Here is a 26,687-nt window from a genome sequence, read left to right as displayed (position 1 = left end):
ATCACCCATGATCAATGTCCGAAATGTCGGGACAATTATGGCTAAAACTGTCCCCTAGGCGAGTCGAGCTGCCCCGGGCGACCAGGTGCGCGGAGAGGGTGGTGGTGGAGGTCTCCTCGCGGTCGCCGGCGATGCGGTCGAGGAGGAGCCGGGCCGCCAGGGCGCCCATGTCGTAGGCGGGCTGGGCGACCACCGACAGCGGCGGGTCCAGCAGCGTCGTCCACGGTGCGTCGTCGAAGGCGACCACGCCGACGTCGCGGCCCGGCTTGAGGCGCAGCGCCGCCAGGGCCTCCAGCACGCCCACGGCCATCGCGCTGTTGCCGACCAGCAGCGCGTCCGGCGGATCGTCCTGGGCGAGCAGCTCGTGCGCCGCCCGCTGCGCGCCCTCGGCCTTGAAGCTCGCCCGCCGCACCAGCGACGTCGAGCCCGGCAGCTTCGCCGCGCGCAGGCCGTCGCGGTAGCCGGCCAGCCGGTCGTCGGCCGTGGGCACGCCGCTCGGGCCGGTGAGGCAGCCGATGCGGCCGTATCCCTGACCGGACAGGTGCAGCGTCGCGTGCTTGGCGGCGAGCCGGTTGTCGACCAGCACCGTGTCGCTCGGGTGGTCCGGCAGCGGCCGGTCCACCGCCACCACCGGCGTGCTGTGCCGGGCCAGCAGCTCGGCGGTCTCCGCGCTGCCCGTGGGCGAGAGCAGCACCCCGGCCACGCGCTCCTGCAAGGCCACGTCGACGTACTCGCGCTCCTTGTCGGCGGCGTCGTCGGAGTTGCACAGCACCAGCGAGTACCCGGCCTCGTGCGCGACGTCCTCCACGCCGCGGGCGATCGCGGTGAAGAACGGGTTCTCCACGTCGGAGATGATCAGCGCGAGCACCGCCGTCTCCTGCTTGCGCAGGTTGCGGGCCGGTCCGTTGGGCCGGTAGCCGAGCGCCTCGGCGGCGGCGAGCACGCGCGCGGCCAGCTCGGGGTCCACGGTCGCCTTGCCGTTGAGCGCGCGTGAGACGGTCGCCGTGGACACCCCGGCGCGGTTCGCCACGTCGCTGATGGTCGCCACGGCATTCCTCCCTCACCGCTGGGCGAGTGACGGTGGGCCACCCGTCTTGACAGCCCGCATCACGCAAGAATAGCGTCCGAGAAAACGATTGCTCACGTTGGTTCGCAAGGTTTTCGAAGTGGATCGACCGGGCATCTGCGCACCGCCGGTTCTGCAGCAGTCAACGCCGCCTGTGAAGCGAACTTGGAGGAACTGTGGCTCGCATCGGTGTCGTCAGCATCTCTGACGGGCGTGGTCACGTGCACGCCCGCAACGCGGACTTCATCCAGTCCAAACAGGACGCTCTGGTGGCCTCGCTGCGCGCGGCCGGGCACGAGGTCGTCGTCGGCGCCGACCTGGTCGCCACCAACTCCCTGGCCGTCTCCGTCGCTCGCGAGGTCGCCGCGGCCGACGTCGACGTCACCGTCTTCTACTACGCCGTCTGGTCGTTCCCGCACTTCACGATGCTGGCCGCGGACGCCACCCGCAGCCCGCTCGTGCTCGTGGCCAGCACCGATCCCACCGAGCCCGGCCTGGTCGGCATGCTCGCCGCCGGGGGAGCGCTGGACCAGATCGGCCGCACCCACGCCCGGGCCTGGGGCGCCCCGGACGACGCCGAGCTGGCCGCCAAGATCGGCGTGCAGGCGCAGGCCTCGGCCGCGGTGAGCTCGCTGCACGGCTCCACCTTCGGCCGCTTCGGCGGACGCCCGATGGGCATGAACACCGCGGTCGCCAACACCGACCAGTGGATGCGCAAGTTCGGCGTCGACGTCGAGGAGATCGACCAGTACGAGCTCGTGCTGCGCGCCGAGCAGGCCGACGGCGCCGAGGCGAAGAAGGCCCGCGAGTGGATCGAGCAGCACGCGGCCGGGGTGCACTACGACGGCGACAAGCTCACCCCCGAGCTGCTGGAACGCCAGATCCGCTCCTACCTGGCGATCCGCGACATCATCGACGAGCGCAACATCGACTTCTCGGGCATCAAGGCCCAGCCGGAGCTGACCGAGAACTTCGCGACGATGGACGTCACCGAGGCGTTCCTCAACGACCCCTACGACTGGAACGGCCCCAAGCAGCCGCACGTGTGCGCCACCGAGGCCGACATGGACGGCGCGCTGACGATGCAGCTGTTCAAGGCCGTCTCCGGCACCCCGGTGCTGTTCGCCGACGTCCGGCACTACCACGCCGACCGGGACATCTGGGACCTGTGCAACTCCGGCCAGCACGCCACCTGGTACGCCGCGCGCAGCGACGACCCGGCCGAGAACCTCGCGAAGGTCAACTTCTACCCGGAGGTGTTCTTCTTCCCGGCCGGTGGCGCCTCGGTGCAGCACATCGCCGCCCCCGGCGAGATGACGCTCGGCCGGTTGACCAGGGAGAACGGCGAGTACCGGCTGCAGATGATGCTGGGCGAGTTCGAGAACTACGACGAGGCGACCAACAAGGCGCTGGTCGACCAGTCGACGCCGGAGTGGCCGCACGCGTTCGCGCGGCTGGACGCGCCGGGGGAGGTGTTCCTGTCGAAGTTCGGGGCGAACCACATCCACGCCGTGCCCGGTGATCACCGGGCCGCGCTGCGGGCCGTGGCCGAGCAGCTGGACGTTCGCCTGGACGAGTGGAGCCGGGGGTCGGGGTCGTGAGTGCTGAAGCCGGTGCCGACCGGCTTCAGCACTCACAGGTCGTGCTGCTCGGCATCGACATCGGCACCTCCAGCTCGAAGGGGGTGCTGGTCGACGCCTCGGGCACGATCCTGGCGAGGGCGAGCCGGCCGCACCAGACCTCGCACCCGCACCCGGGTTGGGTGGAGCACGACGCGGAAGCCGTGTGGTGGGCGGATTTCCTGGAGCTGACCCGGGAACTGCTGCCCGCCGCCGAGGGCTACGAGCTCGCCGGGCTGGGCGTGAGCGGCATCGGTCCGGTGCTGCTCCCGGCCGACGGCAGCGGTAAACCGCTGCGCCCGGCGATCCTCTACGGCGTCGACACCCGCGCGACCGAGGAGATCGACGAGCTCACCGCCGAGCTCGGTGCCGACGAGATCCTGCGGCGCGGTGGTTCGGCGCTGTCCAGCCAGGCCGTCGGGCCGAAGATCCGGTGGCTGGCCAAGCACGAGCCGGAGGTCTACCGGCGCACCGAGATGCTGCTGATGTGCAGCTCCTACCTGGTGCACCGGCTGACCGGGGAGTACGTGCTCGACCACCACTCGGCCAGCCAGTGCGACCCGATCTACGACCTGCCCGCCCGGGACTGGTCGGCCGAGTGGGCCGCTCGGGTCGCGCCCGGCCTGCCGCTGCCGGAGCTGGCCTGGCCGACCGAGGTAGTCGGCCGCGTCGGCGCCGAGGCCGCCGCGGAAACCGGTCTGCCGGAAGGACTTCCGGTCACAGCGGGCACGGTCGACGCGTGGGCGGAGGCGACCAGCGTCGGCGTGCGGAGCCCGGGCGACGTGATGCTGATGTACGGGACGACGATGTTCTTCGTCGAGGTGCTCGACGAGGTCACCCCGCACCCGGCGCTGTGGGGCACCTGCGGCGCGTTCCCGGACACCTACACGCTGGCGGCGGGGATGGCGACCTCGGGCGCGGTCACCGACTGGCTGCGCGGGCTCGTCGACGGCGACTTCGCGCAGCTGGTCTCGGAGGCCTCGGCGGTTCCGGCCGGGTCGCGGGGATTGCTGCTGCTGCCGTACTTCGCGGGTGAGCGCACGCCGATCTTCGACCCGTCGGCGCGCGGTGTGCTGGCGGGTCTGACGCTGGAGCACGGTCGGGCCGAGCTCTACCGCGCGGCCCTGGAAGGCATCTCGTTCGGGGTCCGCCACAACCTGGAGGCGATGGGCCGGGCGGGCGGCTCGGCCCGCCGCCTGGTCGCCGTCGGCGGCGGCACCCAAGGCGGCCTTTGGACCCAGATCGTCTCGGACATCACCGGTCAGCAGCAGCAGATCCCGGCCGAAACGGTGGGCGCGGCCTACGGAAACGCACTCCTCGCGGGCATCGGCACGAACACGGCCATCACCCCCGACGCCTGGAACCCGATCACCACCACGATCCACCCCGACCAGGCCAACGCGGACCGCTACGACGCCTACTACCGCCACTACCGCGACCTCTACGAGTCCACTTCCCGCATCGCCCACTTCCTCGCCGAGGAACAACACGCCGCCGACCGCACCTCCTGACCCCTCGGGTCGAGAACCGCTGTTCTCGTCGGTCGAAAACCCCGGTTTTCGCGTTCACGGGTGGTAGTCGCGCGACCTTGTTAGGCTCACTCGTCCGAGTGGCTGGTGCGAGGTCGTGGGAGGTCGTGGTGGCGCGGCGTGTTCTCGCGGCCGGGTTGGCGCTGCTGGCGGTGGTGATCGCCGGGTGTTCGCGGTCCGAGGCCGGTGTGGTGCCCGCTGAGCCGGTGCCGGATCTAGGGGCCCAGCAGGTCTTCCGGCACCAGGTGTACGCCCAGCGGGAGACCGGGGCGTTGCGGCTGGACCTGTTCCTGCCCCGGCGCGGAGCGGAGGCGACTCCGCTGGTCGTGTACGTGCACGGCGGCGGTTGGGACGCGGGGGAGCGGACGCTCGACGTCGACCCGGGTGCGCCGGAAGCTCGTGCGGCGCAGCGGTTGTTGGAGCGCGGGTACGCGGTGGCGACGGTGGACTACCGGCTGACCGGGGTGGCGCGCTCGCCCGCGCAGGTCGTCGACGTCGCCGACGCGGTGCGGTGGTTGCAGCAGAACTCCGCGCGGTGGGGCCTGGACGCCGATCGGGTCGGGCTCTGGGGCGCTTCGGCGGGCGGGCACCTGGTCTCGCAGCTCGGGGCGGTCGCCGGGGATCCGGCGAAGCCGGGTGGCGGGCTCACCGGGATCAGGGCGGTCGTGGACTGGTTCGGTCCCAGCGACCTCAGCGCCGAAGCGCAGCACGAGCACCCGCAGCTGCAGGACTACGCGCGGCGGGCCATCACGGGGTTGCTGGGCTGCATGCCGGTCGACTGCCCGGACGTGGCCGACGCCGCGAGCCCGGCTCGCAACCTCTCCGGTGATGAGCCGCCGTTCCTCATCCAGCAGGGGACGGCGGATTCGCTGGTGCCCCTGGACCAGAGCCTCGACTTCGCGGCCGCCCTGCGCAGCCGGGGCGTGACCGCCGAGATGCATCCGTACCAGGGCCTCGACCACGGCTTCGGGAAAGGACCCCAGACGTCGCTCATCGTGGACGCCCTCGACGTCTTCGTGCGCGCGCACGTGTGAGTCCGGGGACAGTTTTAGCCATAACTGCCCATGATCAATGTCCGAAATGTCGGGACAATTATGGCTAAAACTGTCCGCGGCCCGGGAGGGCACGCCACGGGAGGACGGCTCAGTTCCGGGTGGGGTCGGAGGGGTCGGTTCCGTTGAGGGAGGCGTCTTCTTCGCGGCGGAGTTCGGGGAGCTCACCGGAGGAGGCGGTCTCCGCCAGGGGCTGGACCGCGTTGCGGAAGGTCTCCAGGGCGTCGAGCTCGCGGCGGCGGGCCGAGACGAAGCGCTGCAGGTGGGTGCTGGAGAGGTTGACCGCCTCGACGGCGTTGCCCGCCGCGCGCTGCGAGCGCACCGCCTGCGCGCGGACCTGCTCGATGTCCGCGGCCAACGTGCGCTCGGTCGAGGCGAACATCGCCGCCGACGCCAGCACCGCGAAACCCGTCGGCCCGCACAGGAACACCCGCTTGCCGAGCAGCCACGACAGCAGCTGCGGGTCGGCGTCGAGCGCGGCGATCACCGCGGCGTCGGAGGGCACGAACATGATCGAGCCGTAGATCGCGTCCGCCCAGCGCTGGTAGCCCTTCCCCGCCAGCTCGGTCGCGCGGGAGCGGATGTTGCGGACGTGCACCCGCAGCGCGTCGGCGCGCTCCTCGGCGTCGTCGGTCTCCATCGCCTCGGCCCACACCGCGAGGCTCGCCTTGGAATCGACCGGAACCTGCCGTCCGCCACCGACTTCGAGCACCATGTCGGGCCGGGCCGCGCCGCCGCCGGCGAGGTCGGTCTGCAGCGTGAAGTGGATGCCCTCGCGCAGGCCCAGCGACCGGGCCGTCTCGACCAGCACCTGCTCGCCGAGCTCACCGCGACCGGTGATGGAGGCGAACGCGACCTCGTAGCGCCGCAGCGCCGCCTGCTGAGCGGTGCTGCGCGCGCGTTCGGCCTCGACCATGCGCAGCGCGTCGTCCGCCCGCCGGGCGCTGTCGCCGTACAACCGCCAGATCAGCAGCAGCGCCGCCGCGACCAGCAGGATCAGCACGACGACGAACCCGACCAGCACCCCAGTCCCCACACGACCTCCATCCGCGAGACGGTCCGACCATCATCCAAGACGGCCCCGACAAGATCACCTCAGGCGCGCGGGGTTTCGAACCACCCGGCGGGGTGGAGTGTGATCGCGCGTGGTGAACACCGGATCACGCTGCGGTGCGACACGCCGAGCTGCCCTGGGGGGTGAACCGGGGTGATCGGGCCGCCGCTAGCTTTGTGGTCATGCGGGTACTGCACACCTCGGATTGGCACGTGGGGCGGACGTTCCACGGCCGTGACCTGCTCGGAGATCAAGAAGCCGTGCTCGGCGGACTTGCCGAGCTGGTGACCGAGGAGCAGGTCGACGTCGTGGTGGTCGCCGGTGATCTCTACGACCGCGCGGTGCCCTCCGGCGAGGCGGTGCAGACCTGCGTGCGCGTGCTCTCCCGCATCCGCGAGGCCGGCGCCCAGCTGGTGATCACCTCCGGCAACCACGACTCCGCGCCGCGCGTCGGCGCGTTCGCCGACTTCGCCGCCGCTGGTGGGCTGCACCTGCGCACCCGCATCGACGCGCTGCACGAACCGGTGCTGCTCGGCGACGAGCACGGACCGGTCGCCTTCTACGGCATCCCGTACCTCGAACCCGATCCCGCCAAGCACGCGCTGAAGGCCCTCGCGGACGTGCCCGGGGCGAGCGAGGAGATCGGAAGTCGCGGCCACACAGCGGTTCTCAGCGAGGCGATGAACCGCATCCGCGCCGACCTAGGCGACCGTCCACGAGGGACTCGATCGGTGGTGCTCGCGCACGCCTTCGTCACCGGAGGTGAGGGCAGCGAGTCCGAGCGCACCATCGCCGTCGGCGGTGTCGAGCAGGTGCCCGGCGCGGTCTTCGACGGCGTCGACTACGTCGCGCTCGGCCACCTGCACGGCCCGCAGACCCTCGCCGAGCACCTGCGCTACTCCGGGAGCCCGCTGGCCTACTCGTTCTCCGAGGCCGCGCACCGCAAATCGGTGTGGCTGGTCGACCTCGACGCCGACGGCCTCGCCGAGGTGCGGCGCCGCGAGCTGCCCGTGCCCCGGGAGCTGGCCACCATCGAGGGCGAGCTCGACGAGCTCCTGGAAGACCCCGAGCACGCCGCCGCCGAGGACTGCTACGTCTCGGCGACCCTGACCGACGAGGTCCGCCCGCTGGAGGCCATGCGCCGCCTGCAGGAGCGGTTCCCGCACGCGGTGCACCTGGAGTGGCGCCCGGCCACCGGCAAGGCCACCGCGCCGCTGCGCTACGCCGAGATCGTGCGGGGTCGCGACGACAACTCGCTGGCCGCCCGGTTCGTCGAGGACTGCCGGGGCGCCGAACCCACCGATTCCGAACGCGCGCTGCTCGACGAGGCGCTGCACGCGGTCACCGCGGCCGAGGGGGCCGAATGAGGCTGCACAGCCTGGAAGTCACCGCCTTCGGGCCCTACAACGACCACCAGGTCGTGGACTTCGACCAGCTCGGCGCCGACGGCCTGTTCCTGCTGCACGGCGACACCGGAGCGGGCAAGACCACGCTGCTCGACGCGATCGCCTTCGCCCTCTACGGCTCGGTCCCGGGCGCGCGCAACGACGCCAAGCGGCTGCGCTGCGACACCGCCGCCGACGAGGTCAACACCAGCGTCGTGCTGGAGCTGACGATCCAGGGCCAGCGGCTGCGGCTGGAGCGCAGCCCCGAGTACCAGCGCCCGAAGAAGCGCGGCGACGGCTACACCACCCAGCAGGCCAAGGCATCGCTGACCTGGGTCGCGACCACGCCCGACGGCCAGTCGCCGGAGCCGCTGACCCGCATCGACGAGGTCGGCCGCACGGTGCAGCGGCTGCTGGGGATGAGCGTCGACCAGTTCTTCCAGGTCGTGATGCTGCCGCAGGGCGAGTTCGCGAAGTTCCTGCGAGCCGACACCGGGGAGCGGGAGAAGCTGCTGGAGCGGCTGTTCGGCACCGAGCGGTTCGGCGAGGTCGAGCGCTGGTTCGTCGACCGCCGTCGCGAGCGCGGGCGCGCGGTGGAGGAGCAGTCGCAGCAGGTGCGGGAGCTCAACGCGCGCATCTCCCAGGTCTCCGGCGTCGAGCAGGTTTCCGAGGTCGGCGAGGCGAACTGGCTGGAGGACGTCGAGAAGCAGGCGCTGCGCGACCTGGAGAACACCCGCGCCGAGCTCACCCGCCTGCGCCGGGAGCGCGACCAGGCCGAGGCGGTGCGCACCGAGCGCCTGGAGCTGGCGGACAAGGTCCGCCGCGTCCGCCAGGCCAACGCGACGCTCGCCGACATCGACGCGAAGCGCTCCGAGCACGAGGCCTGGCGCGCCGAACGCGCCGCTGCGACCCGCGCGATCCCGGTCGTCTCGGCCCGCCGGGCCGCCGACCGCGCCGAGCAGGAACGCGACCGGGCTCAGGCCGAGGTCGTCACCTGGGCCTCGCGCTGCGAGGTCGAACCCGAGGCGCCGCTGGAGGACCTGCGCGCCCGCGCGAACTCCGAGCGCGAGCGGGCGGGAGCGCTCGGCCAGCTGATTCCCGAGGCGCAGCAGCAGGAATCCAACCGCCGCAAGCTCGCCGAGCTCGCCGACCGGATCGCCGCCGACGAGAAGCGGGAGTCCGAGCTCGTCGCCCAGCGAGACGGCCTGCCCGACCGCATCACCGCCGCCCGGACCCGCGTCGAGGAGGCCAAGCACGCCGAGCTGCGGCTGGAGACCGTGCGCAGCCGGGGCACCGAGGTCGCCGCGCTGCTGGCGACCGCGCGCGAGATCCCCGGTGCGCAGCGGGAACTCGACACCGCGCGGGCCCGCGCGCAGCAGGCCGTCGACGCCCACCAGCAGGCCCGGGACGTGCTGCAGGACCTGCGCTCCCGGCGGCTGGCGGGCATGGCCGCCGAGCTCGCCGCACGGCTCGCCGACGGCGAACCGTGCCCGGTCTGCGGTTCCGCCGAGCACCCCGCGCCCGGCCTGCCCGTCGACGACCAGGTGCGCGCCGAGGACGAGGAGGCCGCCCAGACCGCCGAGCAGCGCGCCCAGGCCGAGCGGGAACGCGCCACCACCGCCGCCCAGCAGGCCGAGCAGCAGCTCGCCAACCTGGGTGAACGCCTCGGCGAGCACACCGAACCCGCGCTCGCCGAGGAGCTCGACGAGCTGCGGGCCGAGCGGAAGCGGCTCGACGAGACCGCCGCCGCTCTCGCCCAGCGCGAGGCCGAGCTGGCGAAGCTGGAGGCCGCCACCGACGAGCTCGGTGAGCAGATCTCCGCGCTGCGCAGCGGAATCGCGGCGGCGCGCAGCGAGAACACCGCGCTCACCGCCTCGATCGACGAGCGCGAGGCCCGGTTGCGGGACGGGCGAGGTGATTTCGACAGCATCGCCGACCGCCGCGCGCACCTGCTCGACGTCGCCGACCGGCTGGAGCGGCTCGTCGCCGCCCGCACCGCCCGCGACGACGCGCAGCAGCGCCTGACCGAGGCCCGCGCGGCGCTCGCCGAGGCCGCCACCGCAGCGGGTTTCGCCGACACCGACGAGGCCCTGGCCGCCGAGCGCGACGAGCGGCGGCTGGCCGAGCTGGAGGATTCGCTCGCCGAGGTCGACCGCCGCGCGGCCGGTGCCCGCGAGGCGCTGGCCGGCGCGGACCTGTTCGGCGTCGACCCGGACACCGAGGTCGGCCTGGAGCAGGCGGTGGAGGCCGCGACCACGGCCACCGAGGCCGCCGAGCGCGCCGCGGCCGTCGCGCACGGCGCCGAGCAGCGCCACGGCGAGCTCGCCGACCTGGGCGAACGGCTCCGGGCGGCGTGGGCGGAGCTGGGCCCGGCGATGGCCGAGCACGCCGAGCTGGAGGCGCTGGCCGACGTCGTCAACGGGCGCGGCCAGAACGCCCGCAAGATGTCGCTGCGCGCCTACGTCCTGGCGGCCCGGCTGGAGGAGGTCGCGATCGCGGCCACCCGCCGCCTGCAGCGGATGAGCGACGGGCGCTACTCGTTCGTGCACTCCGATGCCGCGGGCGCTCGCGGCACCCGCGGCGGCCTGGGCCTGGACGTCCTCGACGACTACTCCGGCAAGGTCCGCCCGGCCAAGACGCTCTCCGGCGGCGAGTCGTTCCTGGCCTCGCTGTCACTGGCCCTGGGCCTGGCCGACGTGGTCGCCGCCGAGACCGGTGGCGCGCTGCTGGACACGCTGTTCATCGACGAGGGCTTCGGCACCCTCGACGCCGACACGCTGGACCTGGTCATGGACACCCTCGACGAGCTCCGCGCGGGTGGCCGCGTCGTCGGCCTGGTCTCGCACGTCGAGGAGATGCGCCAGCGCATCGCGGTCCGCCTCCGGGTCCGCAAGTCCCGCCACGGCTCCACCCTCGAACTCGCCACCTCCTGACCGCGCCGGGTCCCCGATTTCAATGGAAATCAGGTCCCCGACGTCCATTGAAATCGCGTCCCCGGCGCACCCACCGGGCTAATGCCGCAGCTTTCGTCGTGTCGAAACCCCGGTTCTCGTGCGATGAGAACCGGGGTTTTCGGCGTTGTTGGGCGGGTCAGGTGTTGGTGCGTTCGTGGTGGAGGAGCCACTTCTTGCGGTCGGGGCCCCAGCGGAACTCGCCGACCGAGCCGTCGCTGCGGACGATGCGGTGGCAGGGGACGAACAGGGCGACCGCGTTGCGGGAGCACGCCGATGCGGCGGCGCGGACCGCGCGGGGTTTGCCGGTGAGCGCGGCGAACTCGGCGTAGCTGGTGAGCTTCCCGGGCTCGACGGTGCGCAGCACCTTCCAGGCGTGCTGCAGGTACGGCCCGGAGCTCTGGCTGACCGGGATGTCGTCGATCGCCTCCAGATCGCCCTCGTGGTAGGCCACGACGGCCTTGGTGACCGGGCCGAGATCGGCGGCCTCCACGAGGGTTTCGAACATCAGCGCCGGCGCCACCTGGGGCAGCAGGTCGTCGGTGAAGGCCGTCCAGCCGGAGGCGAGCACGACGCCGTCGGCGTCGACCACCGCGCAGAACGGACCCGCCGGAGTGTCCACAGTGGACCACTTGATCACGATTTCTCCCAGTGTTCGAAGGATTTCTGCCGCGTCACGTCGTCGGGCCCCCAGGCGGCCCGCTGCTCGCGGTCTCCCACAGCAGCACTCCGGCGTAGGAGCGCCACGGGCTCCAGCGCTGGGCGTGCGCTTGCAGAGCGGTGGGTTCTTCGGGGATTCCTAGCAGTCCCGCACCTCGCCTCAGGGCGAAATCACCGGAAAGCAGCACATCGGGCGCCCCGAGCACCCGCATCGCCACGTACCCCGAGGTCCACGGCCCGACGCCCCGGATGCGCTCCAGGTCGGCGCGCAGCTCGGCCTCGTCGCGCCCGGCGTGCAGCGCGAGCCGCCCTTCGGCGACCGCGACCGCCAGGTCCCGCACCGTCTCGGCCCGCCGCCGAGGTCCCGGCAGCGCCGAGACCGCGTGCTCGGCGAGCGCCTCGGCGGTGGGGAACAGCCTGGTCACGCCCCCTTCCGGGTGCGCCAGTTCCGAGCCGAGCTCGGCGACGAGCCCTTCGGCGGTGGTCCGCGCGGACGCGACCGAGACCTGCTGGCCGAGCACCGCCCGGACCGCGATCTCCAGCCCGTCCACGGCGCCCGGCACCCGCACGCCGGGGGAGCGCGCGACCGCGCCCCGCAGCACCGGGTCGGCTCCGAGCGCCTCGCCGATCGCGATCGGGTCGGCGTCGAGGTCGAGCAGTCGCCGCAACCGGGCCACCGCGCTGCCGAGATCCCGCAGATCGCTGAGCCGCAGCGTGCACGCGAAGTGCGTGTCCGCAGGTCGCAGCGTCGCGACGGCGGTGCCGTGCGGCAGCCGCAGCGACCGCGCGTAGGAGCCGTCGCGGCACTCCTCGATCCCGGCCAGCGCCCGCCGCCGCAGGAACCGCAGCGCCCCGGCCGTGTCGCAGGGCGCGCGGAACGGCAACCGCAGCGGCACCGTCCCGGCACCGCCGGGCGCGCCGCGCCGCTGTCCGCGCAGGTCGGTGGGGGTGCGACCGAAGATCTCACGCATCGTGTCGTTGAACTGCCGCAGGCTCGCGAACCCGGCCGCGAAGGCGACGTCGCTGAACGGGATGTCGGTGGTCTCGATGAGCACCCGGGCCGAGTGCGCCCGGTTGGCGCGGGCCAGGCCGAGCGGTCCGGCGCCGAGCTCGGTGGTGAGCACCCTGGTCAGGTGCCGCTCGGAGTACCCGAGCGCTTCGGCGAGGCCCCGCACCCCGCAGCGGTCGACGACGCCGTCGCCGATCAGCCGCATCGCCCGCCCGGCGAGGTCGGCCCGCAGGTCCCACTCGGGGGAGCCGGGCACGGCGTCGGGCAGGCAGCGGCGGCAGGCGCGGTACCCGGCGGCCTGCGCGGCGGCGGCCGTCGGGTAGAACTCGCTGTTGTCGCGCTTGGGCGTGCGCGCCGGGCAGGACGGTCGGCAGTAGATGCCGGTCGATCGCACGGCGTGGATGAAGGTGCCGTCGAACCGCGCGTCGCGCGCGGCCACGGCCCTGAGCGCTTCCTCTGTTCCCACCAGCACGACCTCGATGTTCCCAGCGCTGGGAAGCCGGCACTGGCGGGAATCGGACATGGCGGGGGCGACCGGGCCCGATGGTCTCGGGGAGGAACGCCTAGACTCCCCAGGCGTGAGTCTCACCCTCGGAATCGTCGGTCTGCCCAACGTCGGCAAGTCCACCCTGTTCAACGCGCTGACCAGCAACGACGCGCTCGCGGCGAACTACCCGTTCGCCACGATCGAGCCCAACGTCGGCGTGGTGCCGCTGCCGGACGTCCGGCTGGACAAGCTCGCCGAGGTGTTCAGCTCGGCGAAGACCGTGCCCGCCACCGTGTCGTTCGTCGACATCGCGGGCCTGGTCAAGGGTGCTTCCGAGGGGCAGGGCCTGGGCAACAAGTTCCTCGCCAACATCCGCGAGGCCGACGCGATCTGCCAGGTCATCCGCGTCTTCGACGACCCGGACGTGGTGCACGTCGACGGCCGGGTGGACCCGTCGGGCGACATCGAGACGATCAACACCGAGCTGATCCTCGCCGACCTGCAGACCTTGGAGAAGGCGCTGCCGCGGCTGGAGAAGGAAGCCCGGACGAACAAGGACAAGCGCCCGGCGCTGGAGGCCGTGAAGAAGGCCCAGACGATCCTGGAGGACGGCAAGACGCTGTTCGCGGCCGGGATCGGCAAGGACGACCCGGACCTGCGCGAGCTCAACCTGCTCACGACCAAGCCGTTCCTGTACGTGTTCAACGCGGACGAGGGCGTGCTGGCCGAGGAGTCCAAGCAGAAGGAGCTGCGCGACCTGGTGGCCCCGGCCGACGCGGTGTTCCTGGACGCCAAGGTGGAGGCCGAGCTCAAGGAGCTCGACGAGGAGTCCCAGCGCGAGCTGCTGGAGAGCATCGGTCAGGAGGAGCCGGGCCTCAACGCCCTGGCCCGCGCCGGCTTCCACACCCTGGGCCTGCAGACCTACCTGACGGCGGGCCCGAAGGAGGCCCGCGCCTGGACGATCCCGCAGGGCGCCACCGCCCCGCAGGCCGCGGGCGTCATCCACACCGACTTCGAGCGCGGCTTCATCAAGGCCGAGGTCGTCTCCTACGACGACCTCATGGCCGCGGGCACGATGGCCGAGGCCAAGTCCGCGGGCAAGGTCCGCATGGAGGGCAAGGACTACATCATGACCGACGGAGACGTGGTGGAGTTCCGCTTCAACGTCTGATCGCGCGTCGAGGACCCCGGACTTTCTTCTTCGAGAGTCCGGGGTTTTCTCATGTTCGGCCCTGGGCTTCTTCGCGATGTCGCTCCCGGGCGTGAAGTGTTCTGCTCGATGAGCCGATAGAAGCGGGCTCCGATGGTCGGGCGGGTGGTGGGGTCGGCGGGTGAGTGTGGTGTCCGAAGGGAGTGGCCGTGATCGAGGTTCTGAACAGGCTCGTCGATGCGATCGAGGAGCGGCTCGGGGGCGAGATCGACGTCGACGGGCTTGCCGCCTCGATGGGGACCACGGGGTATCACGCGCGGCGGATGTTCTCGTCGTTGGCCGGGATGCCGGTGTCGGAGTACGTGCGTCGCCGGCGGATGACCGTCGCGGCTGCAGAGGTGATCGGCGGTGCGGATCTCCTGACGATCGCCGTGCGCTACGGGTACTCCTCCGTCGAGGCGTTCGGGCGCGCGTTCCGGTCCGTGCACGGCGTGAGCCACGGAGACGTGCGCCGTGACGGCGGCCCCCTTCGGACCCAACCCACCATCAGGTTCCGCCTGACCGTCGAAGGGAACACCGCCATGGACGCACGCATCGTCGAGCGCCCCACCGTCCGCCTGATCGGGCACGCGGCCCGCGTGCCGTTGATCTACGAGGGCATCAACCCCCACATCCAGCAGCACATCACCTCGTTGCCCGCCGGGGAGCACGAGCGCCTCGAAGGGCTCAGCAGCGCCGAACCGAGCGGGTTGCTGCAGGTCAGCGCCGATGTCGACCCCGACTGCACCGAGGGCAGCGAGCTGACCTACCTGCACGGCGTCGCGGTCGGTGCCGATTCCGACGTTCCCGCCGACCTCGACGTGATCGAGGTGGCCGCCGGGGCGTGGGTCGTGTTCCGCACGTCGGGACCGCACCCGGCGGCGCTCCAGAACGCCTACGCGGCCTCGGCGGCCGAGTGGTTCCCGTCGAACCCGTGGCGGCTGCGGCCGGGCCCGTCGATCGTCGCGATCCGCGACCACGCCGAGGACTTCAGCACCGCCACCTGCGAGCTGTGGTTCCCGGTCGAGCGGGGCTGACGCGGCACGTCAGGTGAGCCCGGAGCTCAGCAGCTCGTCGAGGGGGACGGGTTTGCTGAGGTAGTAGCCCTGGGCGTGGTCGCAGCCGATGTCGCGGAGCAGGTCGAGCTGCCGGGCGGTCTCGACGCCTTCGGCGACGACGTCGAGGCCGATCGCGTGGGCCATCGTGATGATGCTGGAGACGATGACCCGGAGCTCCGCGGACTCGGGCAGGTCGGTGATGAACGACCGGTCGATCTTGAGGGTGTCCAGCGGGAGCCGCCGCAGCTGCGCCAACGACGAGTAGCCGGTGCCGAAGTCGTCGATCGCGAGGAAAACGCCCAGCTCGCGAAGGCCGTTCAGGACGCGGGCCGCCGCCGTCGGGTCGCGCATGATCGCCTCCTCGGTGACCTCCAGGCACAGGTTCTCGGCGGGCAGGCCCGAGTCGGACAGGGTGCGCTGCACCAGCGCGTGCAGACCGGGGTCGTCGAGCTGGCGCGGCGAGAGGTTCGCGTTGAGCACCACGTCGAGCCCGGGACGCTCCGCGCCGATCTGGCCGGTCGCGGTGCGCAGCATGTGCGCGCCGATGCGGTTGATCAGGTCGCTCCCCTCGGCGATCGGGATGAACTCGCCGGGGGAGACCGCGCCGTGGACGGGGTGCTGCCACCGCAGCAGCCCCTCCACGGCCACCAAGCGGCCGGTGCCCAGCTCGGCCACCGGCTGGTAGGCCACCCACAGCTCGTCCACCCGCGCCGCGTGGCGGAGGTCCTGCTCCAGGTCCATGTGGCGCTGCACCCGCTCGCGCAGCGCCACGTCGAAGAACGCGTGGCACCCGCCGCCACGGGATTTCGCCTGGTACATGGCCACATCGGCGTCCCGCAGCAGGTCCTGGCCGGCGCGCTCGTCGCCGGGGCCGAACACGACGATGCCGACGCTGCCGGTCACGTGCAGCAGCCTGCCCTGCGCCCGCAGCGGTTCGGCGACGGCGCCGAGCATCCGGGCGCAGCGGTCGCCGAGCTCCTCGTGGCCGCTGAGATCGCGGGCGAGGACCACGAACTCGTCACCGCCGAGCCGCCCCACCAGGTCGCCGGGGGGAGTGGCGTGCACCAGCTGCCGCCCGACGTGCTTGAGCACGTCATCGCCGACGCTGTGGCCCAGGGAGTCGTTGATGAGCTTGAAGTTGTCCAGGTCGAGGAACAGCACCGCCGTCGGCCGGTCCTGGCTGCGCGCCTGCTCCAGGTGCTGGAGCACCAGGGTTCGGTTGGCCAGGCCGGTCAGCGGGTCGTGCGCCGCCTCGTGCTCCAAGCGGGCCCGGGCGGCGCGCTGCTCGGTGATGTCGGTGAACGACATGACGACCTTGGTGCGCATGCCCTCCGCCGTGGTCAGCGCGCGCGAGGTGAGCGCCAGCCACACGCTGCGGCCGTCCTTGCGCTCCAGGCGCAGGACCTTGGAGTTCACGTACATCGGGTTGAGGTCCCGCGGCGCCGTCATCTTCCCGAACTCGTCGAACACGCGCCACGCCGTGACCGGCGTGCCCACGATCTCCGGCCCGGGCACCCCGAGGATGCGCTGGGCGGCCGGATTCGCCGACTCGATGAGCCGGTCGGGCCCGACCACGACGACGCCCTCGTCGAGCGCGTCGACCACCGTCGCGTAGTCCTGCTCCGCGCGGTGGCGCTCGGCCTTCTCGTGCCGGGCGAGTTCCTCCTGCATCCGCGCGATGTGCCGGGTCTCGTCGAGGATGCGCCTGCGCATCGACTCCACGGCCCGCGCCACCGTCGCCAGCTCCGGTGGCCCGTCCGCCTCGACAGGCCGGTCGAGGTTCCCCCGCGACACCCCGTTGACGTCCGACAGGAGCGCGCGCAAGGGGCGGTTGAGGGAGAGGTGGAGCGTGAGGATCGCGCCGAGCGAGGCGATCAGTCCGGCCATGACCAGGGCCAACGTGAGCCAGTTCGCCGCCGCGCGGGCCGCTGCCGCCCGGTCCTCCTCGGACCGGGCGAGCTGGTCGACCCGCTCGTGGAGCTCGTTGAGCCGGTCCCGCAGCTGGTTCGCCAGCTGCACCTCGGAGCGCTGCTCGGCCTGCGACAACGCGGACGGGCCGGGGCCGGAACCCTGGGTCAGCAGCGGGTCCACCGACTGCGCCCGCCACGTCTCCGCCGCCCCGATGACCTGGCCCAACATCTCCTGGACGGCGGCGTCGTCGGCGAGCAGCCGCTGCAGCCGGGCCTCGATGTCGGCGGCGCTGGCCTGGTCGGACTCGTAGGCGCGGAGGAACGCCGGATCGTCGGTCAGCAGGAAAGCTCGCACGCGGCTCTCCTGCTGGGCGTAGGCGGTGATCAGGCCGGCGGTGTCGTTCTGCGCCGGCACGATGCGGCTGATCAGGTACGACGTCGAGTCCTCGACCCGCTGGCGCAGCGCGAACGTGCCACCGGTGATCACGGCGGAGACGATGATCAGCGCTGCGGCGAGCGCGTAGATGCGCCCCAGCAGGGAAAGCCGCCCACGCAGTCGCCAAGCCACCCAGCGAGTATGCGAGACCAACGCCCACAACACTGCTCAGGCGGCTACTTGCGGACGAACGTGCCCCGTCCCTGCGTTCGAATCACGAGCCCGTCGGCTTCGAGCGCTTTGACCGCCTTCACCGCGGTCACAGTGGCCACCTGGTAGATCTCCGCGAGCTCGGTCCCGGAGGGGAGACGGCTGCCGGGCGCGAGCTCTCCGGACTCGACGTCGGCGCGCAGGTCGTCGGCGATCTGCTGCCAGACCGTCACCGGCCCGTCCTTCTCGATCCGTCCAGCACGGCTCTCCCACATGCGGCCAACTGTCTTCTACCGCAGTTCAGCCTGCCGGATGACATAAGACCGCAGTAGACTGCAGTAGTATTTACGCATGGTGGCTCTCGCGATCGGCGGGTGTTCGGTCGAGTTGGAGGTGGTGTTGTTCGATGGTCGGGAGTGGTGGGCGTGCCCGGTCAGCGGCACGGGCTGCGTGCGCGTCCTGGTGGACTTCGGGCCGATGGGGGTCGACGCGCTCGCCCGGCACGTCGAGATCGCGCACCCGCACGTCCTCGCCGCGTGGCGGATCGCGCAGCGCGTCGGGCGGACGTCGGCGGAAGCGCAAGCCGACTGACCCCGTTCTCGGTTGCTCAGAGTGTTGATCAGATCGGACGCGGTGGGATTCCGGTACCGAAAGGGTTCAACCGACGATCACCGGAACCATCCCCACCGGCCCAGAGTCCGGCCTCGCGACGTTGATCTGAGGCGCGTTCCCGGCGTCGACCGACCACGAAGGCCGGTCGTGTGGTGGTACGCGAAGTTTTCATGAAAACTTCCCCCACCCCATGCACGGGAGTACGTTTCCCCTGGTCATGGCGGCGTCGGCGAGTCTCGGTTGAAACTTCCGTCCCGTGGGGGTGCGAAGTTTTCATGAAAACTGCGCATACCCCCAAAGCCCTCGGCCTCCTCGCCGAAACCCTCGACGAACCAGTTTTTCGCTGACGCAGCAAGGTGTTTCGGGGCTGAAGGAGATTACTGTCATCGATGGATACTCACTTGCGCGTAGCCGACGCAGTGATCGGCTCGGGCCGTGTGGCTCGCGTTGTGCTCCGTCCGGGCTCGGCGGAATTCAGGGGAGTCGTGGGGTAGGTCTACTCAGCGCGGAGACGTTCTTCGACGCTGCTGGGGCACCCTTGCTGACCTGCATCATCGAGGTACTTCCGATGTTGGGGCGGGTGAGGGTGATGATCGACGGGGACCGGAGGATCGGCAGGCCGATGTGCCGATCGGCGAGTTTCGCCGTGGTGCTGCGGGAAGCGCAGTGGGAGCTCGACCGGGTGGCGTTCCGGCTGCCCAGGGGCGAGGTCTCCCGGGCCGAGCGGCACCGGCTGGCCGACGCGCTGATCGAACTGGCCGAAGTGCTCCGCGACTGCGAATGACATGACCGGGCGGCCGGGTGAAACCCCGATTTCCCGGGGGTCCGCTCGGCCTCGGGACTGCTAGCGTCGGACGGGTGAGTCCGGTACTCGTGATCGGTGCTGGCGTGCACGGCCTGACCTGCGGCGTCGTGCTCGCCGAAGCAGGCCGGGACGTGCTGATCCGCACCGCCGAGCGGCCGCGCGAGACGACGTCCGCCGTGGCCGGGGCGATGTGGGGTCCGGCGCGGCTCAAACCCCCGGAACGGGTCCTGTACTGGGCGACCCTGTCGCACGCCGAGTTCACCGCGCTCGCGCGCGACGAGAGCTCCGGCGTGCACCTGGCCTCCGGCCGGATGGCCGCGCGGTTCGACCTCGGCGACGTCGTCCCGCCCGAGACCAAGCTCATCCCCGACCTGCAGCGATGTGGCGAGCAGGAGCTCCCCGACGGCTTCGTCTGGGGCTACCGGGGAACCGTTCCGCTGATCGACATGCCCCGCTACCTCGACCACCTGCTGGAGCGGTTCCAGGCGGCGGGCGGCGAGATCCGGCTGAGCCCGGTGCAGTCGCTGGCCGACGCCGCAGCCGAATCCGACGTCGTCGTCAACTGCACCGGCGTCGGCGCGCACGAGCTCGTCGGCGACCCCGGCGTGCACCCGCTGTTCGGGCAGCACGTCGTGGTGCGCAACCCGGGCATCGACGAGTACTTCATCGAGCTCAGCGACGGCGGCGAGTTCACGTCGTGGATGCCGCACGGCGATCGGCTGGTGCTCGGCGGCATCTCGCTGGACCACGACTGGCGGCGGAGGCCGCGGCCGGAGATCAGCGACGGCATCCTCCGCCGCGCCGCCCGGCTCGAACCGCGCCTGGCCGACGTCGAGGTCCTGGAGGAGACCGTCGGCCTCCGCCCCGGCCGCGACTCGGTGCGCGTGTGCACCGAGGACTACGAAGGCGCCCGGATCATCCACGACTACGGCCACGCCGGCTGCGGCGTCGGCCTCTCCTGGGGCTGCGCCTTCGAAGTCGCCGACCTCATCGAGGGCTCAGGATGAACAGTTCTCAAGCGAACTGATCGACCACCGTGTCGATCTCCTGGGCCATCGAGGTGTCGTTGCCGGTGATGCCGCCCTTGTAGTGGGTGGAGAGCATGAACGTCACCGTCTTGTAGCGGATGTCGATGTCGGGGTGGTGGTTCTCGTTCTCGGCGATCTCCGCGATGCGGGTGACGGCCTGGATGGCCTGCGGGAACCCGGGGAATTCCACCTCGCGGACGATCTTGTCGCCGTCCCGGTGCCATTCCGGCAGGTGTTCCAGGGCCTCGGAGATCTGCGCGTCGGTGAGCAGTTCGGTCATGCCTCACATGGTGCCCGAGCGCGGCCGGATCGACTGGGCCAGCCTGAGACCGAGCTGAGAATCCGGCCGATCACTGTGAGAAGGCCCTGAGACCTGATGCCCCGGCCGGGTGCAGGTCGGCATCCTGGTCACCATGTTGCCTCGGGTTCTGGTTGTCGACGACGAGCCGGGAGTGCGGACCGCCCTGCGCCGGGGACTGTCCGCGGAGGGCATGGAGGTCAGCGTCGCCGCCGACGGGCCCGAGGCGCTGCGCCTGGCCACCACCGGGGCGTTCGACGTCGTGCTGCTCGACGTGATGCTGCCCGGCATGTCCGGTTACCGGGTGCTGGAGAAGATGCGCGAGCAGGACGTGAGCACCCCCGTGCTGCTCATCTCCGCCAAGAGCGGCGAGGTCGACCAGGCCGACGGCCTCGACCTCGGCGCCGACGGCTACCTGGTCAAGCCCTTCTCGTTCCTGGTGCTCGTCGCCCAGGTGCGGGCGATGCTGCGGCGCCGCGACCACGCCGGTCAGCAGGCGTGCCTGCGGGTGGGGCCGCTGGAGATCGACCGCAGCAGCCGCGAGGTGCACTGGGACGGTCAACCCGTGACGCTCTCGCCGCGCGAGTTCGGGCTGCTCGTCGCGCTGGCCAGCCACCCCGAATCGGTGGTGCCCAAGGACGACCTGCTGCGCATGGTGTGGGGCGAGGAGCAGTTCGTCACCCGCAACGTCGTCGAGGTCTACGTCGGCTACCTGCGGCGGAAGCTGTCCGCCGTGGGTGCGGGCGAGCTCGTGCAGACCGTGCGCGGGCAGGGGTACAGAGTCTGCGTCGACGCATGATCGCCCGCCTGCGCGTCTGGTGGCAGCGTCGCACCATCCAGTTCCGCACCAGCGTCGTGGCCGCGGCCGTCGCGCTGATCGGGCTCGGCGTCGTCGCCCACGCCGGGGCGGGCATCGTCAGCTGGCTGCTGATCGACTCCGTGGACGCCGACCTCAAGCGCATCGCGAGCGGGACCGCCAACCAGGTCGCGGCGGGCGCGCCCGTCGCAGGCAGGCCCGACGTGCGCGTGCTGGAGGAGCGGACCGGGACACCGGTGGACGGCCTGCCCAGCGCGAACCTCAGCGAGTGGCAGATCGTCGAGCTCAGCGCGGGCACCGGCGTCCTCGACTTCGAGGCGCCCGCCGAACTGCACCGCTGGCGCGGCGTGCCCGTCACCGACCCCGCAGGGCGGCACCTGCTGGTGGCGGCCGAATCCCGCCTGGTCGGCTTCGCCGACACCGCCGGGCGCACCGGCAAGCTGCTGAGCTTCGGATCGGTGCTGGCCGCGGCGCTGGTCGGCTTCGCGACGTGGATCGTCGTGCACCGCTCGCTGCGCCCGGTCGACCGGATCCGCAGCGCGGCCGCCGAGCTCCCGGAGGGGGAGCGGCTGCCGGTGCCCGAGGCCGCCGACGAGATCCGGGCGCTGGCCGAGGAGCTCAACACGATGCTCGCCCGCCGCGACGCCGACACCGAGCGGCTGCGGCGCTTCACCGGCGACGCCGCGCACGAGCTGCGCAACCCCGTCGCCTCCATCCGCGCCCAGGCCGAGGTCGCGGTCATGCACCCCGACCCGGAGATCGCGCACGAGACGCTGCAGGACATCGCCCTCGAAGCGCAGCGGCTGTCCACGCTGGTGGAGAGCCTGCTGGCGCTCGCGCGGGCGGAGCGCGAGGCCGAACCGACCCAGCAGGTGGACCTGGTCGCGGCGGTGCGGAGGGTCGCCGAGCGCCTGGGGGAGGAGGTGCTGGTCGACGTCCCGGACCGGCCGGTGCTCGTGCTCGCCGCGCCCGCCGAGGTGTCGAGCGTGCTGGAGAACATCATCGGCAACGCGCTGCGCTACTCCCGGACGCTGGTGCGGGCGTCCGTGCAGGCCGAGCCGGGGATGGGCGTGCGGCTGGTCGTCGACGACGACGGCCCCGGCATCCCCGCCGAGCACCGGCCGCGCGTGTTCGACCGCTTCTACCGGGTGGAGGAGGACCGGGCGCGCACCAGCGGCGGCGCCGGGCTCGGGCTCGCGCTGGCCGCCGAGGCCGTGACCAGGCGCGGCGGCACCGCGCACGCGGCCGAGTCGCCGGAGGGCGGGGCGCGCATCGAGGTCCGGTGGCCCGCCGCGCCCTGACGTCGGGCAAGATTCGGGACGTGGCGGTTCTGCGCAACACCGGTCTGATCGAGGCACCACTGGCCACCGTGGGGGCCGCGCTGCGGCACACCCGCACCGCCGAGACCGGTCTGGCCGCGCTCGGCGTTCGCGGCGAGGCGCTGACCGGCGCCGGTTCGTTGCTGGTGCCCGGTGACGAGCTCGCGTTCCGCCTCGCCGGGTTCACCCTGACCACGAGGATCGTCCGCGCCGACGCCGACCGGTTGAGCTCGGTGCTGGTCGGTGGCCCGTTGCGGCGGCTGGAGCACGACACCGTTCTGGCGCAGGTCGGCCCGCGCACGCTGCTCACCGACTCGGTGCGGTGGACGACGCCGCTCGGGGTGCTCGGCCGTTTCGGCGACGTCGCGGTGGGCCGGAAGCTGGTGCTCGACGTGCTGGCGGCCCGCGTCCGCGCCGTCCGCGAGCTCGCCGAGTCCTGGGCGAGCCGGACGATCGTCGTGGGCACGGCCCTGGTGCACGAGGGGCGGCTGCTGGCGCAGCAGCGCAGCTACCCGGCCGCGCACGCGGGCCGGTGGGAGCTGCCCGGCGGGCGCGTGGAGGCCGGCGAGGACGAGGCCGACGCCGTGGTCCGCGAGTGCCGCGAGGAGCTCGACGTCGACGTGCGCCCCACCGGGCGGCTCGGCACCGACGTCCCGCTGGACAACGGCATGCTCCTGCGCATCCACACCGCCGAGCTCAAGGACCCCGGTCAGGTGCCGCGGGCGGTGGAGCACCGCGAGGTCCGCTGGCTCACCGCTGCCGACCTCCCCACCCTCGACTGGCTCGAAACCGACCGGGTGCTGCTGCACGACCTCCGCGCCCTGCTGCGGTGAGGTGCACCACGGCAGGGGACAGTTTTTCCTCGAATCACCCATGATCAATATCCGTTTTGCCCGGTTGATTCGAGGAAGAACTGTCCCCTGCCGAGGCGTTGCGGCCGCAGCGGTGGAGCGGAGCCGCGTTGCAGCCGTCCGGGGTGTTGCGGTTGATCAATGCAGAAGGCGCGCTCGGGGTGGAGGCGGGTCTTCGTGGGTGGGGCGGCTTTCGGTTGGTTGCTCCGGGTGAGTGAGGGGATTCGGGGCGTGCGTACCGGGGAGTCCGTTTTCCGAATTCTTGATCTTGTGCTGCGCGAAAAGAACGCGTCAACGTGATCGGCATGGGCGGGCTCGGGGAGTTACATTGAAAGAATGTTTGTAGTGCTGCTGCAATACACCGCGCCCCAATCGGAAATCGACGCCCAACTGGTAGATCACTACGAATGGGTCACCCAGCATTACGACGCCGGCGACTTCATCGCCGCCGGTCACCGGCACCCCCGCAACGGGGCGGTGATCATCGCCAGGGCGATGTCCCGCGGCAAGCTGGACGCGATCCTGGCGACCGACCCGTTCGCCCTGCACAAACTGGTTCGGTACGAGGTCATCGAGTTCCAGGCGCTGCGCACGATCCCGGAGCTGGCGGCCTACGCGGACCCGCTCAGCACCGTCGCGCAGAACTGACCCGACCGGGTTTACCGGAAGGCCTGTCCCCGCCGCGGTGCCCGCGCCGCGGCCAGGTCACTTCGCGTCCTTCTTCTTGCCCGCTTTCAGAGCCTTCTTCTGCTTTTTCTTGACCTCTTCCGCTTTTTGGTCCTTGAGCAGTTTGCGCAGAGCCACGATGGGGCAGCTCTTGCACGGTGGTTGCGAGTGGCAACATTTCTTCTTGACCTTGATGGTGCCTTTGCCCACGGTGCTTCTTTCATCGCGGAGTCGGTCGTCACGGCCGAGCGTAGGTGAACCTAACCCCGGATCGCGAACTTGATGTTCGCCGACTGTTCGTTGTTGCGCTGAGCACGTGCTCGCCGGTCCCGGAAGCGCTTGCACTACCCTGGACGGGGCCGCGTGTCGACGTAGCGCCCCCGGAAGCAGCGGGGTGTCGCCCGAAATGAGCTCCGCAGCAGCGGCGCAGTGGAGCCGCGGCCGGCGTCTGGAAGTTCCGCAGGCGCCATGCGGGAGAACCGCATCCGGTGCCATCGCCCAGCGGTGCATCACATCGACGAACCGCCGCGCCCTTTCCGCGCCGAGCCATGGAGTACCCGCGTGTCCGCCACCAGCGTCGCCGCCCCCACGCGCAGTGATCTGCGCAACGTAGCCATCGTCGCGCACGTCGACCACGGCAAGACCACCCTGGTCGACGCGATGCTGCGCCAGTCCGGGGCCTTCTCCGAACGCGCCGAGCTCGTCGACCGCGTCATGGACTCCAACGACCTGGAGCGTGAGAAGGGCATCACGATCCTGGCCAAGAACACGGCCATCCGCCGTGAGACCGAGGACGGCCCGGTCACCATCAACGTCGTCGACACCCCCGGCCACGCCGACTTCGGCGGCGAGGTCGAGCGCGCCCTGTCGATGGTCGACGGCGTGACCCTGCTGGTCGACGCCAGCGAGGGCCCGCTGCCGCAGACCCGCTTCGTGCTGCGCAAGGCGCTGGCCGCGAAGCTGCCGGTCATCCTCGTCGTCAACAAGGTCGACCGCCCCGACGCCCGCTGCGCCGAGGTCGTCGAGGAGGCCCACGACCTGCTGCTGGAGCTCGCCAGCGAGCTCGACGGCGAGGTCGACCTCGACATGGAGGCCATCCTCGACCTGCCGGTCGTCTACGCCTCCGCCCGCGCCGGCCGCGCCTCCATGGAGCAGCCCGTCGACGGCGAGCTGCCCGACGAGGAGAACCTGGACTCGCTGTTCAAGGTGCTGCTCGACCACGTCCCGGCGCCCGTCGCCGACTACGACTCGCCGCTGAGCGCCCTGGTCACCAACCTCGACGCCTCGTCGTTCCTGGGCCGCATCGGCCTGTGCCGGATCCACTCCGGCACCATGCGCAAGGGCCAGACCGTCGGCTGGTGCCGCGAGGACGGCAGCGTCGAGAAGGTCCGGCTCACCGAGCTGCTCATCACCGAGAACCTCGACCGCGTCCCCGCCGAGCAGGCCTCCGCGGGTGACCTGGTGGCCATCGCGGGCGTCCCGGACATCACCATCGGCGACACCCTCACCGACCCCGACGACCCCCGGCCGCTGCCGCGGATCACCGTCGACGACCCGGCGATCTCGATGACCATCGGCGTCAACACCTCGCCGCTGACCGGCCGCAACGGCGGTTCCAAGATCACCGCCCGGCAGGTCAAGGCCCGCCTCGACTCCGAGCTCATCGGCAACGTCAGCATGAAGGTGCTGCCGACCGACAAGCCCGACGCCTGGGAGGTCCAGGGCCGCGGTGAGCTGGCGCTGGCCATCCTGGTCGAGAACATGCGCCGCGAGGGCTTCGAGCTGACCGTCGGCAAGCCGCAGGTGGTCACCAAGACCATCGACGGCAAGCTGTGCGAGCCGTTCGAGCGGCTCACCATCGACACCCCCGAGGAGCACCTCGGCGCCGTCACCCAGCTGCTGGCCGGCCGCAAGGGCCGCATGGAGACCATGGACGGGCACGGCACCGGCCGCATCAAGCTGATCTACGTGATCCCCTCGCGCGGCCTGATCGGGTTCCGCACCGAGTTCCTCACCGAGACGCGCGGCACCGGCATCGCCAACCACGTCTTCGAGGGCTACTTCCCGTGGGTGGGCGAGCTGCGCACCCGGCACAGCGGCTCGTTGGTCGCCGACCGCTCCGGCCCGGCCACCAACTACGCGCTGCTGCAGCTGGCCGACCGCGGCTCGTTCTTCGTCCAGCCGGGCAGCGAGGTCTACGAGGGCATGGTCGTGGGCGAGAACCCGCGCGCCGAGGACCTCGACGTGAACATCACCAAGGAGAAGAAGCTCACCAACATGCGGTCCTCGACCGCCGATGAGCTGGAGAAGCTGGCCAAGCCGCGGACCCTCTCCCTGGAGGAGGCGCTGGAGTTCTGCTCCGGCGACGAGTGCGTCGAGGTCGGTCCGGAGGCCATCCGCGTCCGGAAGATCATCCTCGACAGCACCACCCGAGGCCGCGAGCGCTCCCGCCAGAAGGCCCGCGACAACGGCTGATGACGCGCTTGAACCGTGGTTCCCCTGCTTGGCGGTGCCTGTAGGGGAACCTGAGCGGCGCTGTGGACTCCGCGCGGTCCAATACACGGCGTCGAGCCGTGCTCGCCACAGCGCCGCTCAGAACCCCCGGCGGTGCAGGCTGCGAGGGTGGGGTAAGGAGAAAGCAGCTCCGCTGCTTGCCTGACGGCGTGTGACCCCGGTGACGATCACCGGATCGCTTGCGGAACCATGGGGGGCTCTCGCGCGTCCTGCGTTCGGATG

Annotated in this window: 23 protein-coding genes; 15 read left to right on the top strand and 8 right to left on the bottom strand. The window is 71.5% G+C overall.

The features are described from left to right. Position 1: 1 nt before the first annotated feature. Positions 2–1,048 carry a LacI family DNA-binding transcriptional regulator gene (locus QFW96_RS28420; RefSeq protein ID WP_281458823.1) on the bottom strand — a complete coding sequence of 349 codons (1,047 nt, stop codon included), beginning with the start codon at positions 1,046–1,048 and terminating at the stop codon, positions 2–4. 194 nt (positions 1,049–1,242) lie between these two features. On the opposite strand from QFW96_RS28420, the gene QFW96_RS28415 reads away from it, so the two are divergent. The 3 genes from QFW96_RS28415 (at position 1,243) to QFW96_RS28405 (ending at position 5,248) form a co-directional block, all read left to right on the top strand. Then, on the top strand, positions 1,243–2,667 hold the full coding sequence (locus QFW96_RS28415; protein ID WP_281458822.1) for an L-fucose/L-arabinose isomerase family protein: 1,425 nt from the start codon (positions 1,243–1,245) through the stop codon (positions 2,665–2,667). Continuing rightward, complete coding sequence (locus QFW96_RS28410; RefSeq protein WP_281458821.1) at positions 2,664–4,196, top strand: FGGY-family carbohydrate kinase; 1,533 nt, start codon at positions 2,664–2,666, stop codon at positions 4,194–4,196. The genes QFW96_RS28415 and QFW96_RS28410 overlap by 4 nt, the downstream gene beginning before the upstream one ends. 128 nt (positions 4,197–4,324) lie before the next feature. After that, positions 4,325–5,248, top strand: a complete 924-nt coding sequence (locus QFW96_RS28405) for an alpha/beta hydrolase fold domain-containing protein (RefSeq protein ID WP_281458820.1) — start codon at positions 4,325–4,327, stop codon at positions 5,246–5,248. Positions 5,249–5,357: 109 nt separating this feature from the next. Here the strand turns inward: QFW96_RS28405 and QFW96_RS28400 are convergent, their stop codons facing one another. Beyond that, positions 5,358–6,302: a DNA recombination protein RmuC gene (locus QFW96_RS28400; RefSeq protein ID WP_281458819.1), complete on the bottom strand. Its 945-nt coding sequence runs from the start codon at positions 6,300–6,302 to the stop codon at positions 5,358–5,360. 200 nt (positions 6,303–6,502) lie between these two features. On the opposite strand from QFW96_RS28400, the gene QFW96_RS28395 reads away from it, so the two are divergent. Together QFW96_RS28395 and QFW96_RS28390 are read left to right on the top strand one after the other, a co-directional pair. Further along, positions 6,503–7,687 (top strand): exonuclease SbcCD subunit D, encoded by a 1,185-nt coding sequence (locus QFW96_RS28395; protein WP_281458818.1) that lies wholly within the window; start codon positions 6,503–6,505, stop codon positions 7,685–7,687. Then, the gene (locus tag QFW96_RS28390) at positions 7,684–10,638 is read left to right on the top strand and encodes an AAA family ATPase (protein ID WP_281458817.1); all 2,955 of its coding nucleotides are present in this window, start codon (positions 7,684–7,686) and stop codon (positions 10,636–10,638) included. Before QFW96_RS28395 ends, QFW96_RS28390 begins: the two co-directional genes overlap by 4 nt. 157 nt (positions 10,639–10,795) lie before the next feature. Here QFW96_RS28390 and QFW96_RS28385 read toward each other — a convergent pair whose 3' ends face one another. Together QFW96_RS28385 and QFW96_RS28380 are read right to left on the bottom strand one after the other, a co-directional pair. Then, on the bottom strand, positions 10,796–11,299 hold the full coding sequence (locus QFW96_RS28385; protein ID WP_281458824.1) for a methylated-DNA--[protein]-cysteine S-methyltransferase: 504 nt from the start codon (positions 11,297–11,299) through the stop codon (positions 10,796–10,798). A 31-nt stretch (positions 11,300–11,330) separates the two neighbouring features. Next, a complete protein-coding gene (locus QFW96_RS28380; protein WP_281458816.1) occupies positions 11,331–12,848 on the bottom strand; it encodes a DNA-3-methyladenine glycosylase 2 in 1,518 nt (505 codons plus the stop codon). A gap of 55 nt (positions 12,849–12,903) precedes the next feature. Here QFW96_RS28380 and ychF point away from each other — a divergent pair, with 55 nt between their 5' ends. Then, positions 12,904–13,983 carry a redox-regulated ATPase YchF gene (gene ychF, locus QFW96_RS28375; protein WP_281458815.1) on the top strand — a complete coding sequence of 360 codons (1,080 nt, stop codon included), beginning with the start codon at positions 12,904–12,906 and terminating at the stop codon, positions 13,981–13,983. 188 nt (positions 13,984–14,171) lie between these two features. Beyond that, a complete protein-coding gene (locus QFW96_RS28370; RefSeq protein WP_281458814.1) occupies positions 14,172–15,038 on the top strand; it encodes an AraC family transcriptional regulator in 867 nt (288 codons plus the stop codon). A 9-nt stretch (positions 15,039–15,047) separates the two neighbouring features. Here QFW96_RS28370 and QFW96_RS28365 read toward each other — a convergent pair whose 3' ends face one another. Both QFW96_RS28365 and QFW96_RS28360 read right to left on the bottom strand, forming a co-directional pair. Continuing rightward, on the bottom strand, positions 15,048–17,537 hold the full coding sequence (locus tag QFW96_RS28365) for an EAL domain-containing protein (protein WP_281458813.1): 2,490 nt from the start codon (positions 17,535–17,537) through the stop codon (positions 15,048–15,050). Between the two features lie 44 nt (positions 17,538–17,581). Beyond that, complete coding sequence (locus tag QFW96_RS28360; RefSeq protein WP_281458812.1) at positions 17,582–17,830, bottom strand: GntR family transcriptional regulator; 249 nt, start codon at positions 17,828–17,830, stop codon at positions 17,582–17,584. Positions 17,831–17,906: 76 nt separating this feature from the next. On the opposite strand from QFW96_RS28360, the gene QFW96_RS28355 reads away from it, so the two are divergent. The 3 genes from QFW96_RS28355 to QFW96_RS28345 all read left to right on the top strand — a co-directional run bounded on the left by QFW96_RS28355 (position 17,907) and on the right by QFW96_RS28345 (position 19,979). Continuing rightward, positions 17,907–18,146 (top strand): hypothetical protein, encoded by a 240-nt coding sequence (locus QFW96_RS28355; RefSeq protein WP_281458811.1) that lies wholly within the window; start codon positions 17,907–17,909, stop codon positions 18,144–18,146. Positions 18,147–18,756: 610 nt separating this feature from the next. Continuing rightward, positions 18,757–18,951 (top strand): hypothetical protein, encoded by a 195-nt coding sequence (locus QFW96_RS28350; protein ID WP_281458810.1) that lies wholly within the window; start codon positions 18,757–18,759, stop codon positions 18,949–18,951. A gap of 74 nt (positions 18,952–19,025) precedes the next feature. After that, positions 19,026–19,979 carry an FAD-dependent oxidoreductase gene (locus QFW96_RS28345; protein ID WP_281458809.1) on the top strand — a complete coding sequence of 318 codons (954 nt, stop codon included), beginning with the start codon at positions 19,026–19,028 and terminating at the stop codon, positions 19,977–19,979. Between the two features lie 7 nt (positions 19,980–19,986). Here QFW96_RS28345 and QFW96_RS28340 read toward each other — a convergent pair whose 3' ends face one another. Beyond that, positions 19,987–20,280 (bottom strand): 4a-hydroxytetrahydrobiopterin dehydratase, encoded by a 294-nt coding sequence (locus QFW96_RS28340; protein WP_281458808.1) that lies wholly within the window; start codon positions 20,278–20,280, stop codon positions 19,987–19,989. A gap of 133 nt (positions 20,281–20,413) precedes the next feature. Here QFW96_RS28340 and QFW96_RS28335 point away from each other — a divergent pair, with 133 nt between their 5' ends. From QFW96_RS28335 to QFW96_RS28320, 4 genes are all read left to right on the top strand, one after another. After that, the gene (locus QFW96_RS28335; RefSeq protein WP_281458807.1) at positions 20,414–21,097 is read left to right on the top strand and encodes a response regulator transcription factor; all 684 of its coding nucleotides are present in this window, start codon (positions 20,414–20,416) and stop codon (positions 21,095–21,097) included. Further along, positions 21,094–22,416 (top strand): sensor histidine kinase, encoded by a 1,323-nt coding sequence (locus QFW96_RS28330; RefSeq protein ID WP_281458806.1) that lies wholly within the window; start codon positions 21,094–21,096, stop codon positions 22,414–22,416. Before QFW96_RS28335 ends, QFW96_RS28330 begins: the two co-directional genes overlap by 4 nt. Before the next feature lie 20 nt (positions 22,417–22,436). After that, a complete protein-coding gene (locus tag QFW96_RS28325; RefSeq protein WP_281458805.1) occupies positions 22,437–23,267 on the top strand; it encodes an NUDIX domain-containing protein in 831 nt (276 codons plus the stop codon). Between the two features lie 354 nt (positions 23,268–23,621). Beyond that, positions 23,622–23,933 (top strand): YciI family protein, encoded by a 312-nt coding sequence (locus QFW96_RS28320; protein ID WP_281458804.1) that lies wholly within the window; start codon positions 23,622–23,624, stop codon positions 23,931–23,933. 57 nt (positions 23,934–23,990) lie between these two features. Here QFW96_RS28320 and QFW96_RS28315 read toward each other — a convergent pair whose 3' ends face one another. Further along, positions 23,991–24,161, bottom strand: coding sequence for a hypothetical protein (locus tag QFW96_RS28315; RefSeq protein ID WP_175547985.1), 171 nt, complete (start codon positions 24,159–24,161; stop codon positions 23,991–23,993). 351 nt (positions 24,162–24,512) lie between these two features. Here QFW96_RS28315 and typA point away from each other — a divergent pair, with 351 nt between their 5' ends. Next, positions 24,513–26,426: a translational GTPase TypA gene (gene typA, locus QFW96_RS28310; RefSeq protein ID WP_281458803.1), complete on the top strand. Its 1,914-nt coding sequence runs from the start codon at positions 24,513–24,515 to the stop codon at positions 26,424–26,426. The last annotated feature ends 261 nt before the right edge of the window (positions 26,427–26,687 follow it).

Source organism: Saccharopolyspora ipomoeae, assembly GCF_029952525.1.
In the GTDB taxonomy this organism is placed as follows: domain Bacteria; phylum Actinomycetota; class Actinomycetes; order Mycobacteriales; family Pseudonocardiaceae; genus Saccharopolyspora; species Saccharopolyspora ipomoeae.
Note: the sequence above shows the minus strand (reverse complement) of the source record. Positions and strands in the feature narration are given on the sequence as shown.